General features: G+C 51.4%; 19 protein-coding genes. 12 read left to right on the top strand and 7 right to left on the bottom strand.

Annotated elements, in window-relative coordinates; all coding sequences use genetic code 11:
- Positions 1–7: 7 nt before the first annotated feature.
- From otsA to araF, 5 genes are all read right to left on the bottom strand, one after another.
- Positions 8–1,432: an alpha,alpha-trehalose-phosphate synthase gene (gene otsA / locus ACJ9Y9_RS14375; RefSeq protein WP_028018601.1), complete on the bottom strand. Its 1,425-nt coding sequence runs from the start codon at positions 1,430–1,432 to the stop codon at positions 8–10.
- A complete protein-coding gene (gene otsB, locus ACJ9Y9_RS14380) occupies positions 1,407–2,210 on the bottom strand; it encodes a trehalose-phosphatase (protein ID WP_028018600.1) in 804 nt (267 codons plus the stop codon). Before otsB ends, otsA begins: the two co-directional genes overlap by 26 nt.
- A gap of 176 nt (positions 2,211–2,386) precedes the next feature.
- Positions 2,387–3,367, bottom strand: coding sequence for an L-arabinose ABC transporter permease AraH (araH, locus tag ACJ9Y9_RS14385; protein ID WP_032666953.1), 981 nt, complete (start codon positions 3,365–3,367; stop codon positions 2,387–2,389).
- A gap of 14 nt (positions 3,368–3,381) precedes the next feature.
- Positions 3,382–4,896: an L-arabinose ABC transporter ATP-binding protein AraG gene (gene araG, locus ACJ9Y9_RS14390; RefSeq protein WP_028018598.1), complete on the bottom strand. Its 1,515-nt coding sequence runs from the start codon at positions 4,894–4,896 to the stop codon at positions 3,382–3,384.
- 70 nt (positions 4,897–4,966) lie between these two features.
- Positions 4,967–5,956 (bottom strand): arabinose ABC transporter substrate-binding protein AraF, encoded by a 990-nt coding sequence (gene araF / locus ACJ9Y9_RS14395; protein ID WP_024909787.1) that lies wholly within the window; start codon positions 5,954–5,956, stop codon positions 4,967–4,969.
- A gap of 789 nt (positions 5,957–6,745) precedes the next feature.
- Between araF and ACJ9Y9_RS14400 the strand changes: the two genes are divergently transcribed.
- Both ACJ9Y9_RS14400 and ACJ9Y9_RS14405 read left to right on the top strand, forming a co-directional pair.
- Positions 6,746–7,249 (top strand): non-heme ferritin-like protein, encoded by a 504-nt coding sequence (locus tag ACJ9Y9_RS14400; protein ID WP_028018597.1) that lies wholly within the window; start codon positions 6,746–6,748, stop codon positions 7,247–7,249.
- A gap of 157 nt (positions 7,250–7,406) precedes the next feature.
- Complete coding sequence (locus tag ACJ9Y9_RS14405) at positions 7,407–8,750, top strand: anaerobic C4-dicarboxylate transporter (RefSeq protein WP_028018596.1); 1,344 nt, start codon at positions 7,407–7,409, stop codon at positions 8,748–8,750.
- A 42-nt stretch (positions 8,751–8,792) separates the two neighbouring features.
- Here ACJ9Y9_RS14405 and ACJ9Y9_RS14410 read toward each other — a convergent pair whose 3' ends face one another.
- A complete protein-coding gene (locus tag ACJ9Y9_RS14410; RefSeq protein WP_028018595.1) occupies positions 8,793–9,044 on the bottom strand; it encodes a DUF2766 family protein in 252 nt (83 codons plus the stop codon).
- Between the two features lie 231 nt (positions 9,045–9,275).
- Here ACJ9Y9_RS14410 and yecR point away from each other — a divergent pair, with 231 nt between their 5' ends.
- The 3 genes from yecR to tyrP all read left to right on the top strand — a co-directional run bounded on the left by yecR (position 9,276) and on the right by tyrP (position 11,773).
- Positions 9,276–9,614 (top strand): YecR family lipoprotein, encoded by a 339-nt coding sequence (gene yecR / locus ACJ9Y9_RS14415; RefSeq protein WP_028018594.1) that lies wholly within the window; start codon positions 9,276–9,278, stop codon positions 9,612–9,614.
- 202 nt (positions 9,615–9,816) lie between these two features.
- A complete protein-coding gene (gene ftnA, locus ACJ9Y9_RS14420; RefSeq protein WP_028018593.1) occupies positions 9,817–10,314 on the top strand; it encodes a non-heme ferritin in 498 nt (165 codons plus the stop codon).
- A 247-nt stretch (positions 10,315–10,561) separates the two neighbouring features.
- Positions 10,562–11,773 carry a tyrosine transporter TyrP gene (gene tyrP, locus ACJ9Y9_RS14425; RefSeq protein WP_028018592.1) on the top strand — a complete coding sequence of 404 codons (1,212 nt, stop codon included), beginning with the start codon at positions 10,562–10,564 and terminating at the stop codon, positions 11,771–11,773.
- A gap of 33 nt (positions 11,774–11,806) precedes the next feature.
- Here the strand turns inward: tyrP and ACJ9Y9_RS14430 are convergent, their stop codons facing one another.
- Positions 11,807–12,475 (bottom strand): YecA family protein, encoded by a 669-nt coding sequence (locus tag ACJ9Y9_RS14430; RefSeq protein WP_028018591.1) that lies wholly within the window; start codon positions 12,473–12,475, stop codon positions 11,807–11,809.
- 425 nt (positions 12,476–12,900) lie between these two features.
- On the opposite strand from ACJ9Y9_RS14430, the gene ACJ9Y9_RS14435 reads away from it, so the two are divergent.
- The 7 genes from ACJ9Y9_RS14435 (at position 12,901) to ACJ9Y9_RS14465 (ending at position 21,415) form a co-directional block, all read left to right on the top strand.
- Positions 12,901–14,022 (top strand): branched-chain amino acid ABC transporter substrate-binding protein, encoded by a 1,122-nt coding sequence (locus tag ACJ9Y9_RS14435; RefSeq protein ID WP_028021355.1) that lies wholly within the window; start codon positions 12,901–12,903, stop codon positions 14,020–14,022.
- A gap of 100 nt (positions 14,023–14,122) precedes the next feature.
- Positions 14,123–15,037 (top strand): ABC transporter permease subunit, encoded by a 915-nt coding sequence (locus ACJ9Y9_RS14440; protein WP_028018589.1) that lies wholly within the window; start codon positions 14,123–14,125, stop codon positions 15,035–15,037.
- 10 nt (positions 15,038–15,047) lie between these two features.
- Complete coding sequence (livM, locus tag ACJ9Y9_RS14445) at positions 15,048–16,322, top strand: high-affinity branched-chain amino acid ABC transporter permease LivM (protein WP_028018588.1); 1,275 nt, start codon at positions 15,048–15,050, stop codon at positions 16,320–16,322.
- Positions 16,319–17,194 carry an ABC transporter ATP-binding protein gene (locus ACJ9Y9_RS14450; protein WP_028018587.1) on the top strand — a complete coding sequence of 292 codons (876 nt, stop codon included), beginning with the start codon at positions 16,319–16,321 and terminating at the stop codon, positions 17,192–17,194. Before livM ends, ACJ9Y9_RS14450 begins: the two co-directional genes overlap by 4 nt.
- Positions 17,191–17,907, top strand: coding sequence for an ABC transporter ATP-binding protein (locus ACJ9Y9_RS14455; protein ID WP_028018586.1), 717 nt, complete (start codon positions 17,191–17,193; stop codon positions 17,905–17,907). Before ACJ9Y9_RS14450 ends, ACJ9Y9_RS14455 begins: the two co-directional genes overlap by 4 nt.
- A gap of 553 nt (positions 17,908–18,460) precedes the next feature.
- A complete protein-coding gene (locus tag ACJ9Y9_RS14460; RefSeq protein ID WP_028018585.1) occupies positions 18,461–19,939 on the top strand; it encodes a DUF1254 domain-containing protein in 1,479 nt (492 codons plus the stop codon).
- A gap of 12 nt (positions 19,940–19,951) precedes the next feature.
- Entirely contained in the window at positions 19,952–21,415 is a 1,464-nt protein-coding gene (locus ACJ9Y9_RS14465; RefSeq protein ID WP_028018584.1) for a DUF1254 domain-containing protein, read from the top strand.
- The last annotated feature ends 606 nt before the right edge of the window (positions 21,416–22,021 follow it).

Below are 22,021 nucleotides of genomic sequence, written 5' to 3' on the forward strand. Positions count from 1 at the left end.
TAGAAAATCAGGCGAGTTTAGGAAATGTCGCGATCTTTTTTTGCAGATCACCATCCTTACTTTTCGGGGCGATATCACGTAAATCCTGAATAAAATTCGCCTGCCAGTGATTAATGTCGTTCTTACGGATCGTCTCCATCATTTCGGCATGCCGGGAAATGCGCTCTGTAAGCGGCATTGTCAGGGCGCGGTTCAGGGCGTTAGCCACATCATCCCGATCGTAAGGATTTACGATAAGCGCTGAAGTGAGTTCATTTGCCGCTCCGGCAAACTGTGAAAGTACCAGTACACCCGGGTCGGCAGGATCCTGGGCCGCCACATACTCTTTCGCCACCAGGTTCATCCCGTCACGCAGCGGCGTGACCAGGCCAACGTCTGCATAGCGGAACACTTTCATCAGGATTTTACGGTCAAAGTGCTGATTCAGATAAAAGAGCGGCGTCCAGCCCAGTTGGCCATAGCGGCCGTTAATGCGCCCCGCTTCTGTCTCCAGCTGATGCCGAATGTCCTGGTAGGCCTGAACTTCGCCGCGCGACGTTGGTGCTATCTGCGTATAGCGAATTTTACCGTGGTGTTGAGGGTATTTATCCAACAGCGTTTCATATGCCAGAAAGCGTTCCGGTAACCCTTTGGAATAATCAAGTCGCTCTACCGAGAAGATATTTTTCACATGCTTAAGTTCATTCTTAAGCTGCGCCAGCTTTGATGGCAACGGCCCGGCGGCCTGCTCCGCAATCTCGTCGGGTTCAATCCCAATCGGATACACTTCGGTGTGGAATGTTTTCCCCCATGCGGTATGCGTTTTTCCACCTTTGGTCACCAGGCGCGTTTTGCCTGACACAGAATCCAAAAACGCAAGGCGATCATTTTCAGTCTGGAAGCCCAACAAATCGTAATCACATAGCGCCTCCAGCAACGCTTCATGGGGTGGTAACGCCGTAAAAATCTCCGGTGTCGGGAACGGGATATGCAGGAAAAAACCAATCCGGTTATTTACGCCCCTTTCCCGCAATTCTCTGGCGAAGGGGAGCAGATGATAATCGTGGATCCATAAAATATCGTCTTCTTCGATTAAAGGCAGCAGTTTATCCGCCAGCAGCGCGTTGACTCGCGTGTAGCCTTCGAAGGATTCACGCTGGAATTTAACCAGGTCAAGACGGTAGTGAAATGCAGGCCACAGAACGGCATTCGAGAACTGCGAGTAATACTCGTCATAGTCTTTCTCTTTTAACGCGAACGATGCCCACGTAATATTTCCGCGCGTCACTTTTTTGAGCGGTTTTTCGTCTTCACTGATTTCACCACTCCAGCCAAACCACAGCCCGCCTGCAGCTTTTAAGGCACCTAACACCCCTACCGCCAGGCCACCCGCGCTGACTTTTTTATCATCAGGCGGCGCGATTCGGTTAGAGACGACGACTAAGCGACCCATAATGGTTTCCCCCTTGGTTTTGCGCTATTTGTTGTTGTTGCTGGTTAGCGATGTCAGATATCCACTGCCAGACGCTGGCGACATCCACCAGCCGCCATTGGGCAACAGTGTCGCCGGGCCCAACCTTAACGGAGATCCCTCGTGCCTGATTCACCACGCGGAACCCAGCTTCGTCGGTCAGGTCATCCCCAAAGAAAACGGGCGTCCGGCCCTTAAAAGGTTCCTCCGCCATAAACGCGGTGATGGCCGCGCCTTTATTGATCCCTTGCGGTTTTAGCTCCACCACGCATTTACCCGGCTGTAACGCCAGTTGCGGGTGCGCATTCGCAATTTCTCTGGCAAGGGCAAGCACGCGCTCTTCATGTTGTGGGGCCTGACGATAATGCAGAGCAAAGGCCATGCCTTTAGCTTCCAGTTCTGTGCCCGGCAGTTCTGCCAGCGCAGCAGAAAGTTTCTCCTGAAGACGTTGTGTGAGTGCATCGGGAAGTGAAACGATATGCGTTTGATCATGGATGTCGCGGCGCTCCGCTCCGTGTACACCGGCCAGCGGAAAGTGGTAAGGACTGGCGAGCATATCCAGCTCGGCCATTGAGCGCCCTGATATCAATGCCAGTGCTCCCTCATTCATAAGCGAGAGCTGATGCAAATCCTGTAATACCGCATCCGGAATAGACACCTGATCGGGGTGCGGTTTTATCCCGGCGAGCGTGCCGTCGAGATCAAAAAAGAAAGCATAGTGTCCGGACAGTACAGGCGGTGCGGTTAACAAGTCAGCCACCCTTTTCCTCCTTACGGTTTGCGAAAGGTAAACGCCTTTACCTCTTTCATAGCCATGTAAGTATAGACAGTGTGACGTGGCTCGCCATTTGACAACCGCCCCGCCAGTTTTACTGGCGAGGCGGTTAAGGGGTCAACTAAGGTTATAAGTTGAGCAATAAAAGACGGGAAAAAGCGTTATACGGTACGCTTCGCTTTTTGCTTGTAACGGTCGAAAATCACCGCTGCCAGCAGGATCAGGCCACGAACCACGTACTGAGAGAACGGGGAAATATTCAGCAGGTTCATGGCGTTCTCTACCGTCCCTAAGATCAGGATACCGGCCACCACATATGAGATTTTTCCGATGCCGCCCTTCAGGGAAACGCCCCCTAAAACGCAGGCCGAAATGACGATCAGCTCGTAACCGATAGAGGTCATGGGTTGGCCGCTGGTCATGCGTGATGCCAGAATAATGCCCGCGGCGGCAGAAACCAGCCCCGAGAGCACAAAGATAATAATCTTGGTTCGCACGACCGGCACCCCAGCCAGACGCGCCGCTTCTTCATTGCCACCAATCGCCAGCGTATTACGGCCAAAGGTGGTCCGGTTAAGCAGGAAGCCGAACAGGATCAGGCAGGCTACGGTCAGCCAGATAGGCGCAGGCAGACCGAGCCAGTTGGCGTAACCCAGCGTAAAGAAGCGCTCGTCTTCAATCCCCACCGCTTTACCGTCGGAAATAATATAGGCCAGGCCTCGGACAATTTGCATTGTGGCAAGCGTGGTGATCAGGGCATTTATCTTCAGACGCGCAATGACAAAACCGTTGACCAGACCGCTGATGACGCCCAGTAACAGACCGGCCAGGACGCCGATCCACAGGCTTTCAGTCATGTTGATCACCACTGCCGTGGTCACACCCGCGCAGGCAATAACGGACGCCACCGACAGGTCAAAATCGCCGGAGGCCAGGCAGAAGAGCATGCCGCAGGCCACCATCCCTGACATGGAAATGGCCAACCCCAGCCCTTTCATATTAATGAAAGTGGCAAAATTAGGAACAAAGATCGCACAGGCGAGGAACAGCGCGGCAAAGACCACCAGCATGCCGTACTGATCCCAGATGCGTCCAAAACTGAAAGCCGACTTCGGCACTCCGGATGTAGTAACAGAGGACATCATTAACTCCTTACTCAGGCGACAGCCTGGCTGACTTTAGGCATGGCGAGGTTCAACGCCTGTTGTTCATTCGCCTGTTCATGAAGTAATTCACCGGCAATTTCACCTTCACGCATCACGACAATGCGGTCGGCTACGCCAAGCACCTCCGGCAGATCGCTGGAGGCGAAGAGCACCGCCACGCCGCGTTTTGCCAGTTCATAGATCACGTTATAAATTTCGTGTTTTGCCCCCACATCAATACCGCGCGTTGGCTCATCTAATAAAATGACCTTCATATCTTCCGACAGCCAGCGGCCTAAAATAGCCTTCTGCTGGTTTCCGCCGGAGAGATTCATGATCAGCTGTTCCGGGCCAGGCGTTTTGATATTCAGCGAACGAATATGATGGTCGGCATTGCTCGACTCCCAGCTATCGTTAATCAGGCAACCGGCGCGGATAAACTTACGGCGGGCGGAAATATTGATGTTATCGCGCACCGAATGAACAGGAATAATCCCCTCCGCTTTACGGTCTTCCGGGCAGAGCATCATCCCCGCCCTGATCGCGTGGGCCGGTTTCTGAATATCTACCCGCTCGCCGTCAATGGAAACCTGACCTTCGGTAATCCGGGTACCGCCGAATAACCCTTTCATTAACTCGCTGCGCCCCGCCCCCACCAGGCCAAACAGTCCGACGATTTCACCGCTGCGTACTGACAAGGAGATTGGCGTACGCACGCCTGGCGCTTTTACGCTATCCAGACGCAGGCGTTCAGGGCCATACTCGCGCGGCTGCCAGTGATAAATGTCACCCAACTCGCGGCCAACCATCGCCTGAACAAGCTGGTCATGGTTAACCTGCTTCATGTCGGTAAAGGTGCGTACATAGCGTCCGTCTTTAAAGACGGTAATGGCATCACTCAGGGCGAATATCTCTTCCATACGGTGCGAAACGTACAAAATGGTGCGGCCTTCCTGACGCAATTCGCGGATCACACGGAACAAATTTTCGATTTCCCGCGCGGAGAGCGAACTGGTGGGTTCATCGAAGGCTATGATTCGGGCGTTACGCGCCAGCGCCTTAGCAATTTCAACCATCTGCCACTGACCAATGGAGAGATATTTCAGTGGCGTCTGGGGATCAACGTCCAGGCCAAGATGTTTAAGCTGCAGCCCCGCTTCATAATTAAGTAGCGAACGATTCACCACGCCGCTTTTATGCGGAAGCTGTCCTAAATAGATGTTTTCTGCCACGGTCATCTCAGGGATGAGGTGCAGTTCCTGATAAATAATGGCTACCCCGGCGTTGAGCGACGCCGTGGTATCGGCAAACGCCACCTCGTCTCCGCGAATAGCCAGCGTGCCGGTCGTCGGCGTGTAGTTACCGCTGAGGATTTTCAACAGCGTGGATTTTCCCGCGCCGTTTTCGCCCATCAGGGCGTGAACCTGGCCGGCATAGCAGTCGAAACTGATATCGGTCAGCGCATTAACACCGGGGAAAGTTTTACCGATGCCGCGAAAAGAGAGATACGGCTCAGACTGTTGCATAACGTCTCCGTGATTCCAGTAGTGTGTACATCTGGCCCCTCACAGGAATGAGGGGCACAATCACAGCGAATTACTTACCGCCCAATCCTTTTTTCGCCAGTTCCTCTTTGAAGTTATCGCGGGTGATCAGCACCACGTCAGTCACTTCGGTAAATTTCGGCGGTTCAGCCCCTTTGGTTACCCAGTTGTAGAGCATCTCGCTGGATTTGTAGCCGTGAACGTCCGGGCTTGGCAGCAGAGAGCCATAGAAGCCAGTGGCCTGCGCTTTGGACAGCTCGCTGACTGCGTCAACGCCGTTGATGCCGATCCCGATCACGTCAGGCGCTTTGAAGCCCTGGCCTTCCGTCGCGCGTACTCCGCCCAGCACGGTATTGTCGTTCATCCCGACCACCAGCCAGTGTTTCACCTCCGGATGCTGAACCAGCATGGAGTTCGCGGCGTCGAAAGCACCCGGGATATCGTTGGATTTGGTGGGGACTTTGTAGATCTGTTTTTCCGGGAAGCCGGCTGCTTTCAGCGCGTCCATGGAACCGGAAGTACGGCGGCGAGCCGTGTCCAGTTCGTCCGCAGTAATGGCCATCACAGCGGTTTCTTTCACATCCCAGCCACGTTTTTGCATCTCTTTATAAAGTTCCTGGCCCTGACGTTCACCGATTTTGGTCGCCGCCATCATCACCAGAGGGACGCTGTCCATCGGTTTGCCTTTGGCGTTAACGAACTGATCGTCAACCGCAATGACCTTCATGTCGTAACCACGCGCTTTCGCCGCGATTGCCGATCCCAGTTTTGGATCGGGTGTGCAGATAACGAAACCTTTCGCACCGCTGGCCGCCAGGCTGTCGATGGCATTCAGGGTTTTTTCACCGTCAGGCACGGCGATTTTAATCACTTCAAAACCTAAATCTTTTCCGGCTTTATCTGCGAATTTCCACTCAGTCTGGAACCAGGGTTCTTCGGGCTGTTTTACCAAAAAACCGAGTTTTAAATTCTCAGCGATAGCGGATTGTGACATAACGGCAGCCAGACCGATGGCCGCCAGCGCTTTAGTAAATTTGTGCATGGTAAACTCCAGCTTTAGCATTCTTTTCTGTAGGGAATATGTGCGTGCTTCTAATTTAATCGGACTTAAAACAAGGCATTAGCGCTTACCTCGTCATAAGCGTTATTGCTGGTGATAGTTTTAGCGGGAAATTAATCATCCATAAGAGAGCCCCATCACACCGCAGAATTACAGTAATTGCGTACATAAATTCAGCGAAAAATGACATAAAAAAGGCAGGATTTGTCAGACAAATGAAAGAGGGTTAAGCAGAATTATCCATAAGATTAGCTAAGAAATCCCTGACACCGTCCGCCGGGAAAAATGGCAACCAACGAAAAAAAAGATCAAACTGCGTTTCATCACAAATGCACGGGAACCACATCAGACTGTTATTCTGCAGAAATTGATTTAGCGCAATTTTTCCCGCGTATCATATATTCGCAATGAATAATCCGTATTTCATTTTTTCTCAGAGCATTATTCCGACTTAATATTTACGGAAGAACATTAGCATGCGACAAATTAAAATAATAATTAATTATCAATGGCTTATACTATATTTGCTTTATGAAAATCCATTTGCAAATTTGTAGTATTTTAATTTTTGTAATGTATGGTAAAAATAAGGTGTTTAGGAGTTTTCTTACCCCGGAGACAAGGGTATGCTTATTTATATCGAACACAGGAAGTGAATTTTAGGTCGATTTTAGATACTGCGGAAATTGTATATCTGCGAGTTCTTCGTCAATGCCTGACGCTCAGGTTAAGCAGCGGACATCTCGTCCCACAGTCAATAAGGATATGAGTATGGCTACCCCAACGATGATGCAAAAACTAAATGCGCAGATGAACCTTGAGTTCTATGCGTCCAATCTGCACCTTCACTTAAGTGCGTGGTGTGCTGAGAACAGTCTTACGGGTTCAGCAACATTCTTCCGTACTCAGGCACAAAGTAACGTCACGCACATGATGCGCGTCTTTAACTTCATGAAGGCCGTTGGCGCCAATCCTGTTGTTAAAGCCCTTGATACCATTAACGATGACTACTCCTCCCTGGAAGAACTGTTCCAGAAAACGCTTGAAGAGTATGAGCAACGTTGCACCACTCTCAGTAAACTGGCCGATGAAGCCAAAGCGCAGCAAGACACTACCACCCTTAAATTCTTACGCGACATGGACAAAGAACAGCAGCAGGACGGCATGCTGCTGAAGATACTGGCGGATGAACTGCGCAATGCGCGACAGGCAGGGTTATGCCCGGAACAGACTGACCGTCACCTGCTCGACATTGTGACGGTGCAACATCACTGATCCCTTTTAACCTGCTCCCGTCCGGGCGCAGGTTCCCCATCTCACCGCCAACCTTCTGCTTTTGCTGAAATTTAACAAATCAGATCTTGCTCCCAATGATTATCCACACAACATGTAATGATTTATTTAATTACATAATCATTGACGAGGGAGCATCATGATCACCATCGAGTTTGTTGTCATTCTCCTCTGCCTGCTGACAGGTACACGTTTCGGCGGTATGGGGCTGGGGTTAATAAGCGGTATTGGGCTTTTTATTTTGTGTTTTGTTTTTGGGCTGCAACCTGGCAAGCCCCCGGTTGACGTCATGTTGACCATCCTCGCAGTGATTGGTTGTGCTGCTACTCTGCAGACCGCAGGCGGTCTCAATGTCATGATGCAATTTGCAGAGCGCCTTCTGCGTAAACACCCGCAGCACATCACACTTCTCGCCCCCTTTACCACCTGGATGCTGACTTTTCTGTGTGGTACCGGGCATGTGGTCTACACCATGTTCCCGATCATTGCAGATATCGCCCTGAAAAAAGGGATCCGTCCGGAACGTCCAATGGCGGTAGCATCCGTGGCCTCGCAGATGGCGATTACGGCATCACCGGTTTCCGTTGCCGTTGTATCGCTGGTGTCCATCCTGGGCGCTCAGCATGGAATTGGCCATGCGTGGGGCATCCTTGAAATACTTGCAGTGTCAGTTCCTGCTTCACTTTTCGGTGTAGCCATCGCTGCCCTGTGGAGTTTGCGGCGCGGGAAAGATCTGGCCGACGACATGGATTTTCAGGAGAAGCTTAAAGATCCAAAGCAGCGCGAGTTTATCTATGGCGGAACAGAGACGTTAATGAATCAACGTTTTCCAAAACAAGCCTACTGGTCCACGTGGATTTTCTTTGCCGGTATTGCCGTAGTAGTTCTGCTGGGTGCATTCCCGGAATTGCGCCCCGCCTTTGAACTGAAAGGCAAAATGACGGCGCTGTCGATGAACCTTGTCATTCAGATGATGATGCTAATTGCAGGCGCCGTAATGCTGATGGCCTGCAAGGTCAATGCCTCTGCTATTTCTAACGGTGCGGTATTCAAAGCCGGAATGGTGGCGATCTTCTCGGTGTTCGGCGTAGCGTGGATGAGTGATACCTTTTTCCAGGCGCATCTTGACGAGTTAAAACTGGCGCTGGAAGGCGTAGTGAAAAGCCACCCGTGGACGTATGCCATTGTACTGTTTCTGGTGTCGAAGCTGGTGAACAGCCAGGCCGCAGCGCTGACGGCCGTTGCGCCCATGGGCCTGATGTTGGGTATTGAGCCGAAAATGCTGATCGCCTTTTTCCCGGCGTCATACGGGTATTTTGTCCTGCCGACCTACCCAAGTGATTTGGCCTGTATCGGTTTTGACCGTTCAGGCACGACCCGCATCGGCAAATTTATCATCAACCACAGCTTTATTCTGCCAGGGCTGATTGGTGTAAGTTGCGCGTGCGCGGCAAGCTACCTGCTGGTCCAGACGTTCTTCTGATGGCATTGAAGGGCGACAAATACTGTCGCCCATTTCCACTCTTCAGTGAGACTCACTCTGCGGTGTGAATCGCAGCTCAATCAGCGCAATGGCTTTTTGGATGGCACGAAGCGTAACCGGATCAGCCGCTGCCGGATGACTGGCGAAATCAATGTTTTTCAGCTGAGTTGACATCTTCTCGCGCACTTCAACCGGCGCAATAACGTCCAGGACATCAAGGATTTGTTTGATAACCAGCTGACAGGCGACAACGTCAGAGACCAGTTCCTGATCGGCACTCAGGTTTTGAGACATGGGGGCTTTCTCCTTATTTAAAGGCCGCCATAGTAGCAAAACGCAGGCTCTTTTATCTCCCCTTCGTCACGTACAGGTACAAAAAAACCGCCAATATTAAATGTACCGGATGCGGATTACATTCAATTCCATCCCGTTGCAAAGAGAGAGGGCAGATTGTCCGGCTATTCCAGGCATTGCAGCAGACATCTGCAGGTACGATAACGTATTTCCATCCATTCAGAGCGAACCATGAAAAGAGTCATCGTAGCTGGCACGATCCTGCTGCTCGCGGGGTGTAGCATTAACCGCCAGGCTGAGGTCAGTAGTCTCGACGCGCCCAACGGCATAGTCCGCCTCGACTACGGCCAGGCGGCGCTACAAAATGCGTATTCTGATGAGTATGTGAATAACGGTACGGCGGCAAAAGCGTGTCAGAGCATGGGGTATGCCACCGCCTCTGCCTATGGCCAGCCCATCAAAACCTGCACGCTGATTAGCGGCTCTCTGTGTCTGAACGAGAGCGTGACTATCCAGTATAAATGTATGGGTTTTGCCGTTAACCCTAAGTCAAATAATCCGTGGTATTAATCAGGACTGCCAGTGTTTGCTGGCAGTTTATTTCATTACGAACAAAAATAATTCTCATTAATAAATATAAAAATCGTCAATGCGTTTTATTCCCATTCGTATTTTAAATAAAGAAATAAAAATTTTACGTTTTGCAAATAATTAAATAACAAATTATAGTATCGCTCATTGTGAATCAGAAATAATAACCAGGAGCGCCACTATGCTGAAAACTGAAATGATCGACAAGCTCAATGCACAAATGAACCTTGAGCTTTTTTCGTCCCTGCTCTACCAGCAGATGAGCGCCTGGTGCAGCTTCCACAGTTTCGAAGGCGCGGCTGCGTTTTTGCGTCGTCACGCTCAGGAAGAGATGACCCATATGCAACGTCTGTTTGATTATCTGACAGATACCGGCGCCCTGCCGCGCATTGAGAACGTGGCATCACCGTTTGCTGAGTACACATCTCTCGATGAACTGTTCCGCGCGACCTACGAGCACGAACAATTAATCACACAGAAAATTAACGAACTGGTTCATGCGGCGATGACCAGCCAGGATTATCCAACCTTTAACTTCCTGCAATGGTATGTTGCTGAACAGCACGAAGAAGAGAAGCTGTTTAAATCCGTCCTGGATAAATTATCTCTGGTGGGTAAATCTGGCGAAGGTCTTTACTTTATTGATAAAGAACTTTCTACCCTCGATACGCAAAACTAATTCCAGCGCGGTGCCGAAAATCGGCGCCGCGTTTTTTACTTACATTCCCTGCATCAAAACCCTCATTGTATTTCCTGTTCCCCTTATTAACGTTACGTCTGGATGACGCCCCATGCATGATCGCAGAGCGCTCAATTTCGTAAACATTTCATTACACTACTTGTAACGGTGATTTGACGAGTTACCGCTTTTCCCTTACTCTGCGCCGCAGATTTTGTCGCGATTACGAATAGTTGTAGAGGAAAGCGTGAAAAACAGAACCCTGGGAAGTATTTTTATCGTCGCCGGAACGACGATTGGAGCAGGAATGCTGGCAATGCCCCTGGCAGCCGCAGGCGTGGGGTTTGGGATGACCTTGCTGCTACTTGGCATGCTCTGGGCGTTAATGTGCTACACCGCACTGTTGTTACTTGAGGTTTATCAGCATGTGCCAGCCGACACGGGTCTGGGTTCTCTTGCAGCACGCTACCTGGGACGCTACGGTCAGTGGATAACCGGCTTTAGCATGATGTTCCTGATGTACGCTCTGACTGCCGCCTATATTAGCGGTGCCGGGGAGCTCATCGCCTCCAGCGTCAATGACTGGTTCGGATCCGATATTACCCCGGCAACCGGCGCCATTTTCTTTGCACTCATCGGCGGGGGTGTGGTCTGCGTGGGGACGTCGCTGGTCGATCTGTTTAACCGTATTCTGTTCAGCGCCAAAATTCTGTTCCTGATTGTGATGCTGGTACTGCTCGCGCCGCATGTACATAAGGTCAACCTGCTGACGCTGCCGCTGGAAAAAGGGCTGGCGCTTTCCGCGATCCCGGTCATTTTCACTTCGTTTGGTTTTCACGGCAGCGTGCCGAGCATTGTCAGCTATATGAACGGCGATATTCGCAAGCTGCGCCGTGTCTTTGTTATCGGCAGCGCGATCCCCCTGATTGCCTATATTTTCTGGCAACTGGTGACGCTGGGCAGCATTGACTCTTCGACCTTTATTGGACTGATGGCGCAACACGCTGGCCTGAATGGTTTTCTGCTGGCACTGCGCGAGGTTGTGACCTCCCCACATGTGGAACTGGCGGTACACCTGTTTGCCGACCTGGCACTGGCCACGTCGTTCCTGGGTGTTGCGCTGGGCCTGTTTGATTACCTGGCTGACCTGTTCCAGCGTCGCAATACCGCGGCTGGCCGGTTGCAGACGGGCGCAATCACCTTCCTGCCACCGCTGGCCTTTGCACTGTTTTACCCGCGCGGGTTTGTGATGGCGCTGGGTTACGCGGGGGTGGCACTGTCGATCCTTGCCCTGTTGCTCCCTTCCCTGCTGGCATGGAAGAGCCGTCAGCAACATCCTCAGCAAGGGTATCGCGTGGCGGGGGGAAAACCGCTGCTGTGTATCGTATTTGGCTGTGGCGTGGTGATTATTCTGGTGCAGGTTTTGATTGCAGCGGGAATGCTGCCGGAAGTGGGGTAACTAAAAAAGGGGCTATCATCAGCCCCTTTTTTATCAGTGCAAACAGCAGCTCTTAAACTTCTTCCCGCTGCCGCAAGGACACGGATCGTTACGCCCGACCTTCGCCCCATTCACAATCGGCTTCTTCGCTTCCGGTTGCTGCGGGTTATTCACCCAATAATTGTACAAACGTAGTGCCGCAGGCTGGATGCTTTCAATGCTGGCTTTATATTCCTCTTCTGTCAGCGCATCCAGTTTCTCACTGTTCTCTTCCGTACCGTGCAGCGCAATCACATCCAGATCGGCCTTTAGATCTTCCGGCAAGGCAGACCAGTCCGTCAGCGCCACGCCGCGCATGTAGCCGTAGCACCACTCTTCCACAACGGTATAGCTTTCACCGTCCACGTCGTTGTAACCAAACATCGGTTCAAACTGATCCGGGTATTCGCTCAGGCGCTCGGCGATATCGTTCATATGCTTAAAGCAGAGATCGATAAAACGGTTCATCTCACGATCGTTTTTCCAGCGTGGAATGTATTTCTCGCCACCCCACACCGCCACCAGCCAGGTATCGGGCTCGACGACAACGGGGCCAGAAAGCACTGCGGTAAGCATGCCGTCCAGTTCGGAGACGTCAATCACGGACGCATCGTCGTGACCGTAAGACATTAATGTCTCTTCAAGCCACTCCATTTCGCTTTCATTCAATGGGCCTTCAGTCATCGCTGACACTCCTGATAAAAAGGAAAGGATCCTACCACATATCGCACACCTTTCCGGGTTGAAGTTTAGGTCTTTATTGCTGCAAAAACGTGCAAATCGTGACTCCTGCACAACTTATGGGCTTTATTGTTAACGATATGTGATCTCCGCTGTAATTTCTTCTCCTCCCGCAAGGCGACATAACACGGGGCTCTATACTCAAACATGTCGCAAACCCATCAATGGGTTAACCATTCTGGCAACGTTTTTGCTTAATGTTCTTCGCGCGAAGTTGCGCATGGAAACCTCGCCGTATCACGCAGGATGCAGTCTGGATCTTGTTCGTTTAGTGCATTTTGTTCTTGCTCGTGTTTTGGACTGGCTGCGCCGTCGGGCGTTTGGGTATACGCCGTGGTGCAAAAACCTCTTTGCTAAGGAACATAATAATGTCGCTGAAATTTATCAGAACGCCTCTTTCTCTTGTGTTGGCCGGTTGCCTGGTGACCGCATTTTCCGCCCAGGCAGATATTGTGATTGGTGTCGCCGGACCATTCACAGGCCCCAATGCCACCTATGGCGATCAGTACTGGCACGGCGCAACGCAAGCCGCTGAAGACATTAATGCTGCTGGCGGCATTAACGGGGAGAAGATCAAACTGGTTCAGGGGGATGACGCCTGCGAGCCGAAACAGGCTGTGGCTGTTGCTAACCGTCTGGTGGACCAGGATAAAGTCAACGCCGTGGTTGGCCACTTCTGCTCCTCTTCCACCATGCCCGCCTCCGAGGTTTACAGCGATGCGGGGATTATTGCCATCACTCCCGGCTCGACCAACCCGCTGATTACGGAACGCGGTATGAGCGACATGTTCCGCATGTGCGGACGCGATGACCAGCAGGGCCAGGTCGCCAGCGACTTCATCATCGACAAGCTGAAAGCCAAACGTGTGGTGATCATTCACGATAAAGATACCTATGGTCAGGGTCTGGCTGACGCCACCAAAGCGGCGCTGGCGAAACGCGGGGTTCAGGATGTGATGTATGAGGGACTTTCGCGCGGTGAAAAAGACTTTAACGCGCTGGTGACGAAGATCGGTGCACAAAAACCGGACGTGGTGTTCTTCGGCGGCTGTCACCCGGAAGCCGGTCCGCTGGTTCGCCAGATGCGTGAACAGGGCGTGCAGGCGAAATTCTTCTCCGGCGACTGTATTGTCAACGAAGAGATGGTAACCGCCGCGGGCGGCCCGCAATACACCAACGGCATTTATATGACCTTCGGTAAAGATCCGCGCCTGATCCCGGACGGTAAAGCGGTTATCGAGAAATTCCGCGCCGGTAAATTCGAACCCGAAGGTTACACCCTCTATTCCTATGCCTCTGTACAGGCCATTGCTGCTGCCTTCAAAGCCACCGGTGGCAAGGACTCTGCCAAAGCCAGCGAGTGGCTGAAAGCCAATGCCGTCGACACGGTGATGGGCAAAAAAGCCTGGGACAGCAAAGGCGATCTGAAAGTGTCTGACTACGTGGTTTACCAGTGGGACGACAAAGGAAAATATAAGGAAGTGCAGTAACGGGACGGAATCACGCTCAACGCCGGCAGGCCAGCCTGTCGGCGCGTAATAAACATCAGGCTGCGTAAGTCGCGCAGCCTATAAAAACGAGCGCGCTAAGATGAGTACATTCTTCCTGCAACAGTTAATTAATGGCTTAACGCTGGGCTCCGTCTACGGCCTGATCGCCATCGGCTACACCATGGTGTACGGCATTATCGGCATGATTAATTTCGCCCACGGCGAAGTGTATATGATTTCCGCCTATCTCTGCGCCATTGGCCTGGCGCTGCTGTCATTCTTCGGCCTGCAGTCGTTCCCTCTGTTGATCCTCGGGACGCTGGTTTTCACTATTGTGGTGACCGGGGTTTACGGCTGGACCATCGAGCGAATTGCCTATAAACCGCTGCGGAACTCCACACGCCTGGCGCCACTGATCTCCGCCATCGGTATGTCGCTTATTCTGCAAAACTACGCGCAGTTGAGCCAGGGCCCGCGCCAGCAAGGGGTTCCGACCATGCTGGATGGCGTTATTCGCCTGCATCTGGGGGAAGGGTTCGTTCAGATAACCTATACCAAAGTGTTTATTCTGGTCGCTTCATTTGCCGGCATGCTGGTCCTCACCTGGATAATCAACCATACCCGCCTGGGACGGATGTGCCGCGCGGTGCAACAGGACCGCAAAATGGCCTCCATTCTGGGGATAAACACCGATCGGATTATTTCGCTGGTCTTTGTCATCGGCGCGGCAATGGCGGGTCTGGCGGGTGTGCTCATCACCATGAATTACGGCACCTTTGATTTCTACGTCGGATTTGTCATTGGTATCAAAGCCTTTACCGCGGCGGTACTCGGCGGCATCGGTTCCCTGCCCGGGGCAATGCTCGGCGGACTTATTCTCGGCGTGGCGGAAGCCCAGTTCTCGGGCATGGTGAACTCGGACTATAAAGATGTGTTCTCGTTTGGGCTTCTGGTGATGATCCTTATTTTCCGTCCCCAGGGACTGCTTGGTCGCCCGATTGTGGCCAAAGTGTGAGGGAGCAACGATGACAAGCCACGGTTTTTCTCTCAAACGCTGCACTCTGGACGCTATTTTTTCCGGGCTGATTGCGCTGATTATCTTCGGCCCAATTGCGGGCGTGGTGCTGGACGGGTACAGCTTTAACTTCGCCGGGCAGCGACTGGCCTGGATGGTTGGCATTGTGATGCTGGGGCGCTTTCTGTTAAGCGCTTTTTTGGGTACTGCCACCGGAGCCCGTTTCCAGTCACGCTTTGAAGCCGATAGCGCGGGCGTGTATGTCCGCCCCCCGGAATACAAAAGCCGCATGCGCTGGATTATTCCTCTGGTGATTACCCTTGCGATTTGCTTCCCGTTTGTCGCCACCAAATATGTGCTGACCGTTGCCATTCTCGGGCTGATCTACGTGCTTCTTGGTCTGGGACTTAACATCGTCGTGGGTCTGGCCGGTCTGCTGGACCTGGGATATGTCGCGTTCTATGCCATCGGCGCTTATGGCCTGGCGCTGGGTTATCAGTATCTTGGGTTAGGCTTCTGGAGCATGCTACCGCTGGCGGCAATCATGGCCGCTGCCGCAGGTGCCCTGCTCGGTTTCCCGGTGCTGCGCATGCACGGTGACTATCTGGCCATTGTGACCCTCGGGTTTGGGGAGATCATTCGTCTGATCCTGAACAACTGGCTGACCTTCACCGGAGGGCCCAATGGTGTTTCAGCCCCTCCTCCTACCTTTTTCGGTCTGGAGTTTGGCCGTCGGGCTAAAGAAGGTGGAGTGCCCTTCCATGAATTTTTCCACCTGACCTACAACCCCAATATGAAGTTTATCTTTATCTATGCGGTACTGTTTCTGGTGGTGATGCTGGTGCTCTATATTAAGCACCGCCTGACGCGGATGCCGATTGGCCGGGCGTGGGAAGCATTGCGCGAAGACGAAATCGCCTGTCGCTCAATGGGCTTGAATCATGTTCTGGTCAAGCTTTCGGCCTTTACGCTCGGTGCCTCAACCGCCGGGATTGCCGGGGTATTCTTTGCGACTTATCAGGGTTTCGTGAATCCGACCTCATTTACGTTTTTTGAATCGGCACTGATCCTCGCCATCGTGGTGCTGGGCGGCATGGGCTCTACGCTTGGCGTCGTGCTGGCGGCCTTTGTGCTCACCGTCACACCCGAGTTGCTGCGCAGTTTTGCCGAATACCGGGTCCTGCTGTTTGGCATGCTGATGGTGGTGATGATGATCTGGCGTCCACGCGGTTTGATCCGCATTAACCGCAGCGGGTTTGCCGTGCGTAAGGGCGTTGCGCCATGAACGATATGATATTGCGCGTTGAACATCTGATGATGCACTTCGGCGGGATTAAGGCGCTAAACGATGTCAACCTGGACGTGCAGCGTGGCTCTATTACCGCCCTGATTGGGCCAAACGGTGCGGGGAAAACCACCGTGTTTAACTGCCTGACGGGCTTCTACAGAGCCTCTGGCGGCAACATTTTATTTAATACCCGCAATAAAACGACCAACGTCATTCAGGTCCTCGGGCAAAAATTCCAGCCAGGTGACTGGATTAACCCCGCGCAGTTTGGGCAGCGTCTTTTCTACAAAATGTTTGGCGGAACCCACCTGGTCAACCGCGCCGGACTGGCGCGCACGTTTCAAAATATCCGGCTTTTTCGCGAAATGTCGGTCGTGGAAAACCTGCTGGTTGCACAGCATATGCGCGTTAACCGCAATCTTCTTGCCGGGATCTTAAATACGCCGGCATACCGCCGGGCGGAGAGTGATGCCCTGGACAGAGCCTTCTACTGGCTGGAAGTGGTTGATCTGGTGGAGTGCGCCAATCGCCTGGCGGGAGAGATGTCGTATGGGCAACAGCGGCGTCTGGAAATCGCGCGGGCAATGTGTACCGGGCCGGAGATGATCTGCCTGGATGAGCCCGCTGCCGGGCTTAACCCGGTAGAAACACATAAGCTGAGCAGCATAGTTCGTTTTCTGCGCGATCATCACGACATCACGGTGTTGTTGATCGAGCATGATATGGGGATGGTGATGGAGATTTCGGACGACATTATCGTGCTCGACCACGGCGATGTTATTGCCAGAGGAAAACCCGAGCAGATCCAGCATGATGAAAAGGTCATTGCCGCCTACCTGGGTACGGACGAAAGCGAGGTCACCTTATGAACGAACCGCTGCTGGCATTTCGCGAGGTGGACGTGTTTTACGGCGTCATTCAGGCGCTGAAGCAGGTTTCCCTGGAGGTCAATAAGGGTGAAACCGTAGCGCTGATTGGCGCAAACGGCGCGGGTAAATCGACACTGCTGATGTCCATCTTTGGCCAGCCCCGTATCCGCAACGGGCAGATCCTTTTTGGTGGTGAAGATATCAGCCATAAATCCACCCACTACGTCGCGTCCGGCGGCATTGCGCAGGCGCCGGAAGGCAGACGAATCTTCCCGGATATGACGGTTGAAGAAAACCTGCTGATGGGGACTATCCCCATCGGCAATCAATTTGCGACTGAAGATATGCAAACCATGTTTGACCTGTTTCCGCGCCTCAAAGAGCGTCGCAAGCAGCGCGCGATGACCATGTCCGGCGGTGAACAACAAATGCTGGCCATTGCCCGGGCGTTGATGAGTCGCCCGAAATTGCTGCTGCTGGATGAACCGAGTCTTGGGCTGGCACCCATTGTGGTAAAACAGATTTTCCAGACGCTGCGCGAGCTGGCCCGCAACGGCATGACGATTTTTCTGGTCGAGCAGAATGCGCACCATGCGCTGAAACTTTCTGACCGGGGATATGTGATGGTTAATGGCCAGATCCGCCTGAGCGGTAGCGGCGAGGAGCTGCTGGGCAATCAGGAGGTGAGGAAAGCGTATTTAGGTGGGGTTTGATTCGATACCCGTCATGGTTACAGCCCAACTGAGGGCGTTTGGCACACTGCAGGTATATTGATGAAACCCTTTTCACCGCTACTTATCTGGTATGCAGAAAAGTATGGTTATGTCTGGAGGAAGACTTTCTTAATTTCTACACGTTGATTTTATTCACAGCTGCGATTTCAACCACAACTTTAAATCGGCAGGTGAAAAACGTGGAGGTTTTTCTTCGTTAACTGATAAAAATCGCACAATTGCTATTCTTATATTCCGTAAACAACCAGTAAACCCCACCGCAGTTTCCACCGAGGAAAGCGCAAGCCACCCGGTGTCATTTTGATCGTTAAGCGCTGTCCGTTGCGCCTCCGTACAAGACTTTTTTTCATTTAGAAAGAAGAAAGCTTTTATTTCGAAGATTTATTAATAAATAAATCTAAAGATTACAAATTTTCAGCTTTAACTATCATTAAATGGCATTCGGCATTTTTCAGTGCCAGACGTTAATGTCCTCAGGGGTACAGAAGGCATTCGCTACTGGTTTTTCAGCTTATTCATTCAGGAATGTGTTATGAAAGTTCAGATAATCACATCTGCTGTTTTACTGGCACTGACATTTTCTCAGCCAGTATTCGCAGCCGATGCGCCTTTATCACCATTGATGAAACAACTCAATAACGGCAACTGGCTGGCACCTGATGAGGCGCAGTCGCTCAGCGACGAACTTTATTATCAGGATGCTATTCAGGTATACATTCAAACGTTGCCCCTTCTGAACACCATCGGGTTACGTGACGGATCAGAAGCCGCATTTGGCAAAGGGTACAATGTCCTGCCAATTTGGAAAGAGCGCATGGACAGCCGTGCCGTCGTGCCGACGCCAAACGGCGATGTCATCTATTCGATGAGTTATCTGGATCTTAAAGAGACAGGTCCGCTGGTTATAAAAGCCCCGGCAAATGTCATCGGCATGTTTACTGATTTCTTCCAGAAAACCATCACCGACGTGGGTGCTATCGGTCCTGACCGCGCTCGCGGTGGCTTGTATTTACTGTTACCCCCAGACTATGAAGGGCCAGTGCCTCAGGGTTACTATGCCTTTAAATCATCAACTTATAACGTATTCCTCTTCTTCAGAACCATCATGGCAAAGGGTGATGGTAAACCCGATCCTGTCCCGGCGGTAAAAAATGCAGAAACGACGCGTATTTATCCGCTTTGGGATGTAGAGAAAGAGGTCAAACCGATGCAGTTCCCGGACGCCAGCGGCAAGCGCGTCAATATGATGTATCCAACAGACGCCAGCTACTGGCAGAAACTGAAAACCTTCATGGACTATGAGCCTTTAACAGCGATACCAGAAGCGACACGGAGCGCACTGTTAAGTATTGGGATGGTCAAAGGTAAACCCTTCAGCCCAACGGCGAAGCAGCAGGAGATGCTCAACAAAGCAGTCGCTACTGCGCCACGTATGATTCTGGCGCGCCGACAGGTTGGGCGAGATGACCAGCGGCAGCTGTACTACAAAGACAGACAGTGGGAAAACTCATGGGCAGGTGCTACCGCAGAATGGATGCAGTACGGCACACTTGATGCTAACCAGCGCGCGGCCTTCTTCCAAATTGCCTATTCCAGCGCGGCTGCGATGGTGATGCATACCACCGGAGCTGGCTCGAAATACCCTTTCGCCACCAAAGACAACACCGGTAAATTCTTGAACGGCAGTAATACTTACAAACTGCATTTACCGCCAAATCCACCAGCTGCTCTGTTCTGGGCGGTGACGGCCTACAACATTACTGATGGCACGATGCCTGAAACCGATCAGCTACTCCCTTCCACCAACGGTTACTACAACATCCCGAAAAACAATGACGGCTCTATCGATCTCTGGTTTGGTCCAAACAAACCTGATGGCGTAGCGGACAGCGCGTTTATTAAAACAGTCCCTGACCGTAATTTCCTTGTTGCCCTACGCCTGTATGGAACCGAGGACGGCTTCTACGATCAGACATGGGTACCTGACGATCTGATTCAGACAAACAAATAATAGAGAGAAAATATGAATAAACATTACCTCACCCTCTTCACTGCACTGACGCTCAGCGCCGGCGTATATGCGCAAACAGCACCGCTGACTATTCCGCATCCAACCCAGTTTGATCAGTTAACTCAGCCGTCTGCCGATGTAACGATGCCTGAAAGTTACGTAAAGGCAATTGCTCAGCAGGCCTACATTTGGGGCTGGCCAATGGTGAACCAATTCAACCGCCGGGAAACCATCACCAAAGCGCCCTATCCTGCACTTAATGGTGGGATGGTTCCTGTCGCGCCAATGGGTCAACTCAGCATGCTGACAGACTATATTAAACCAGAAGAAACCTTCGTCACCTGCCCCAATCAGGATGTTGCATATGGTCTGGGCTTCTTCGAGTTAGATAAAGAACCGATAGTTATTCAGGTTCCCGATTTCGGTGAGCGTTTCTGGGTTTACGCTCTCTATGACGCACGCACGAATCAAATTGGTAATGTTGGTAAACCTTACGGCACCAAGCCTGGATTTTATTTATTTGTCGGGCCGAACTGGAAAGGCGAAACACCGAAGGGGATTGCAGGGATTATCCGTTCGTCTACTGAAATGGCCAACGTTATTCCGCGCGTACAGATGGATGATACCCCGGAAGATCGTAAAGCGATTCAGGCTCCAATAAAAGAAATCATGACCTACCCGTTAAACCAGTTTGACGGGAAAATGAAATCCTTTGAATACTCAAAAATTCCGGCTATTGGTGATAAACCAGATGCCAGCGCAGGCGAGACGCGCTGGGTGGTGCCTGAGAAATTCTTTGATCAATTCGCAAATGTGCTGGAAAAAGTGCCGCCACTGCCTGGCGAAGAGGCCATGTACGCTCAGTACCGCCATCTGGTAGAGGCCGGGAAGAAAAACCCTGAGGTGCGCAAATGGATGGATGAAACAGCCATCGAGACGGATAAAACGGTTATTGCAGAATTCTTTAAATGGAAGAATAACGGCGTACCTGCCGGCAATGGCTGGAACCGTTCTAAAAATAACGCCGAGTTCGGTGTGGACTACTACAACCGAACCGGCACCTCCAAATCGAATATGTTCGATAACAAACCGAACGAAACCCAGTATTTCTACACCGACAATGATGCCGCAAACGTACAGCTTTCCGGAGCCCATGACTACACGGTAACCTTCGCAAAAGGCGAACTTCCTCCTGTAAAAGGGTTCTGGTCACTCACGCTTTACAACAGCAAGCATCTGTTTAGTCCAAATGAGCTTAACCGTTACTCTCTGGGGACGAAAAATAAAAATCTGAAGTACAACGATGACGGCTCTCTGACACTGTACGTCAGCAAAAATCGCCCATCAGAGGATAAAGTGAATAACTGGCTTCCGGCACCTGACGGTAACCTGTCACTCTATATCCGCGCTTACTGGGGAGAGCAGTCGATTCTCGATGGCACCTGGCAGCCACCGAAAATTGAAACGGTAAAATAAGCCTAACTAATGACCCTTTGTTTAAAACTTAGGGTCGTTTTACTTACATATACACAAGGTCTACTTTTCGCTTCAGACCGAAATCGATCGTTACGCTTTGGTCGAGTTCAGATGAGCAAATTCAGTAAACCACTGCAAAGGCTCTAGTCACGCATAGGGGAAACAGGAAAATTACTGTAGTGGAGGGTGGAAAAGGCAATAAAAAACCACCTTTCGGTGGTTTATACGACACTGCTTATCATTGATTTTATTCTTCTGTTCCCATGGTAGCCGGAGTGGGACTTGAACCCACACAGCGCGAACGCCGAGGGATTTTAAATCATGCTTGTTATCTATAGTTAACAAGCACATACGATGATTTTTCGCCATTAATCCATAATTGACAGATTAGATGAATCAACAAGTTACGATTATCAAATAGTCGCAATGGCGAAATTTTTACGCATAAAAGATGGTTTTCACATCAGATACCTGACATTAGTTGATGTACTAGATTCACTCTTGCATCTGCACTCAGCCCTAATGTCAAAGCGAAGAAATTAGCATTTTGCTCACTATGTTCATATCCATGTCTTTCAAGATATTCATGATATCGAATCCTCATAT

This window comes from Enterobacter sp. CPE_E1241, assembly GCF_045618265.1.
GTDB lineage: Bacteria > Pseudomonadota > Gammaproteobacteria > Enterobacterales > Enterobacteriaceae > Enterobacter > Enterobacter adelaidei.

What these genes read in the sequence shown, in the direction of transcription:
- otsA (WP_028018601.1), bottom strand. Translation starts at nt 1,432, where the DNA reads ATGGGTCGCTTAGTCGTCGTCTCTAACCGAATCGCGCCGCCTGATGAT.
- araH (WP_032666953.1), bottom strand. Translation starts at nt 3,367, where the DNA reads ATGTCCTCTGTTACTACATCCGGAGTGCCGAAGTCGGCTTTCAGTTTT.
- araG (WP_028018598.1), bottom strand. Translation starts at nt 4,896, where the DNA reads ATGCAACAGTCTGAGCCGTATCTCTCTTTTCGCGGCATCGGTAAAACT.
- araF (WP_024909787.1), bottom strand. Translation starts at nt 5,956, where the DNA reads ATGCACAAATTTACTAAAGCGCTGGCGGCCATCGGTCTGGCTGCCGTT.
- ACJ9Y9_RS14400 (WP_028018597.1), top strand. Translation starts at nt 6,746, where the DNA reads ATGGCTACCCCAACGATGATGCAAAAACTAAATGCGCAGATGAACCTT.
- ACJ9Y9_RS14405 (WP_028018596.1), top strand. Translation starts at nt 7,407, where the DNA reads ATGATCACCATCGAGTTTGTTGTCATTCTCCTCTGCCTGCTGACAGGT.
- ACJ9Y9_RS14410 (WP_028018595.1), bottom strand. Translation starts at nt 9,044, where the DNA reads ATGTCTCAAAACCTGAGTGCCGATCAGGAACTGGTCTCTGACGTTGTC.
- yecR (WP_028018594.1), top strand. Translation starts at nt 9,276, where the DNA reads ATGAAAAGAGTCATCGTAGCTGGCACGATCCTGCTGCTCGCGGGGTGT.
- ftnA (WP_028018593.1), top strand. Translation starts at nt 9,817, where the DNA reads ATGCTGAAAACTGAAATGATCGACAAGCTCAATGCACAAATGAACCTT.
- ACJ9Y9_RS14430 (WP_028018591.1), bottom strand. Translation starts at nt 12,475, where the DNA reads ATGACTGAAGGCCCATTGAATGAAAGCGAAATGGAGTGGCTTGAAGAG.
- ACJ9Y9_RS14435 (WP_028021355.1), top strand. Translation starts at nt 12,901, where the DNA reads ATGTCGCTGAAATTTATCAGAACGCCTCTTTCTCTTGTGTTGGCCGGT.
- ACJ9Y9_RS14440 (WP_028018589.1), top strand. Translation starts at nt 14,123, where the DNA reads ATGAGTACATTCTTCCTGCAACAGTTAATTAATGGCTTAACGCTGGGC.
- livM (WP_028018588.1), top strand. Translation starts at nt 15,048, where the DNA reads ATGACAAGCCACGGTTTTTCTCTCAAACGCTGCACTCTGGACGCTATT.
- ACJ9Y9_RS14450 (WP_028018587.1), top strand. Translation starts at nt 16,319, where the DNA reads ATGAACGATATGATATTGCGCGTTGAACATCTGATGATGCACTTCGGC.
- ACJ9Y9_RS14455 (WP_028018586.1), top strand. Translation starts at nt 17,191, where the DNA reads ATGAACGAACCGCTGCTGGCATTTCGCGAGGTGGACGTGTTTTACGGC.
- ACJ9Y9_RS14460 (WP_028018585.1), top strand. Translation starts at nt 18,461, where the DNA reads ATGAAAGTTCAGATAATCACATCTGCTGTTTTACTGGCACTGACATTT.
- ACJ9Y9_RS14465 (WP_028018584.1), top strand. Translation starts at nt 19,952, where the DNA reads ATGAATAAACATTACCTCACCCTCTTCACTGCACTGACGCTCAGCGCC.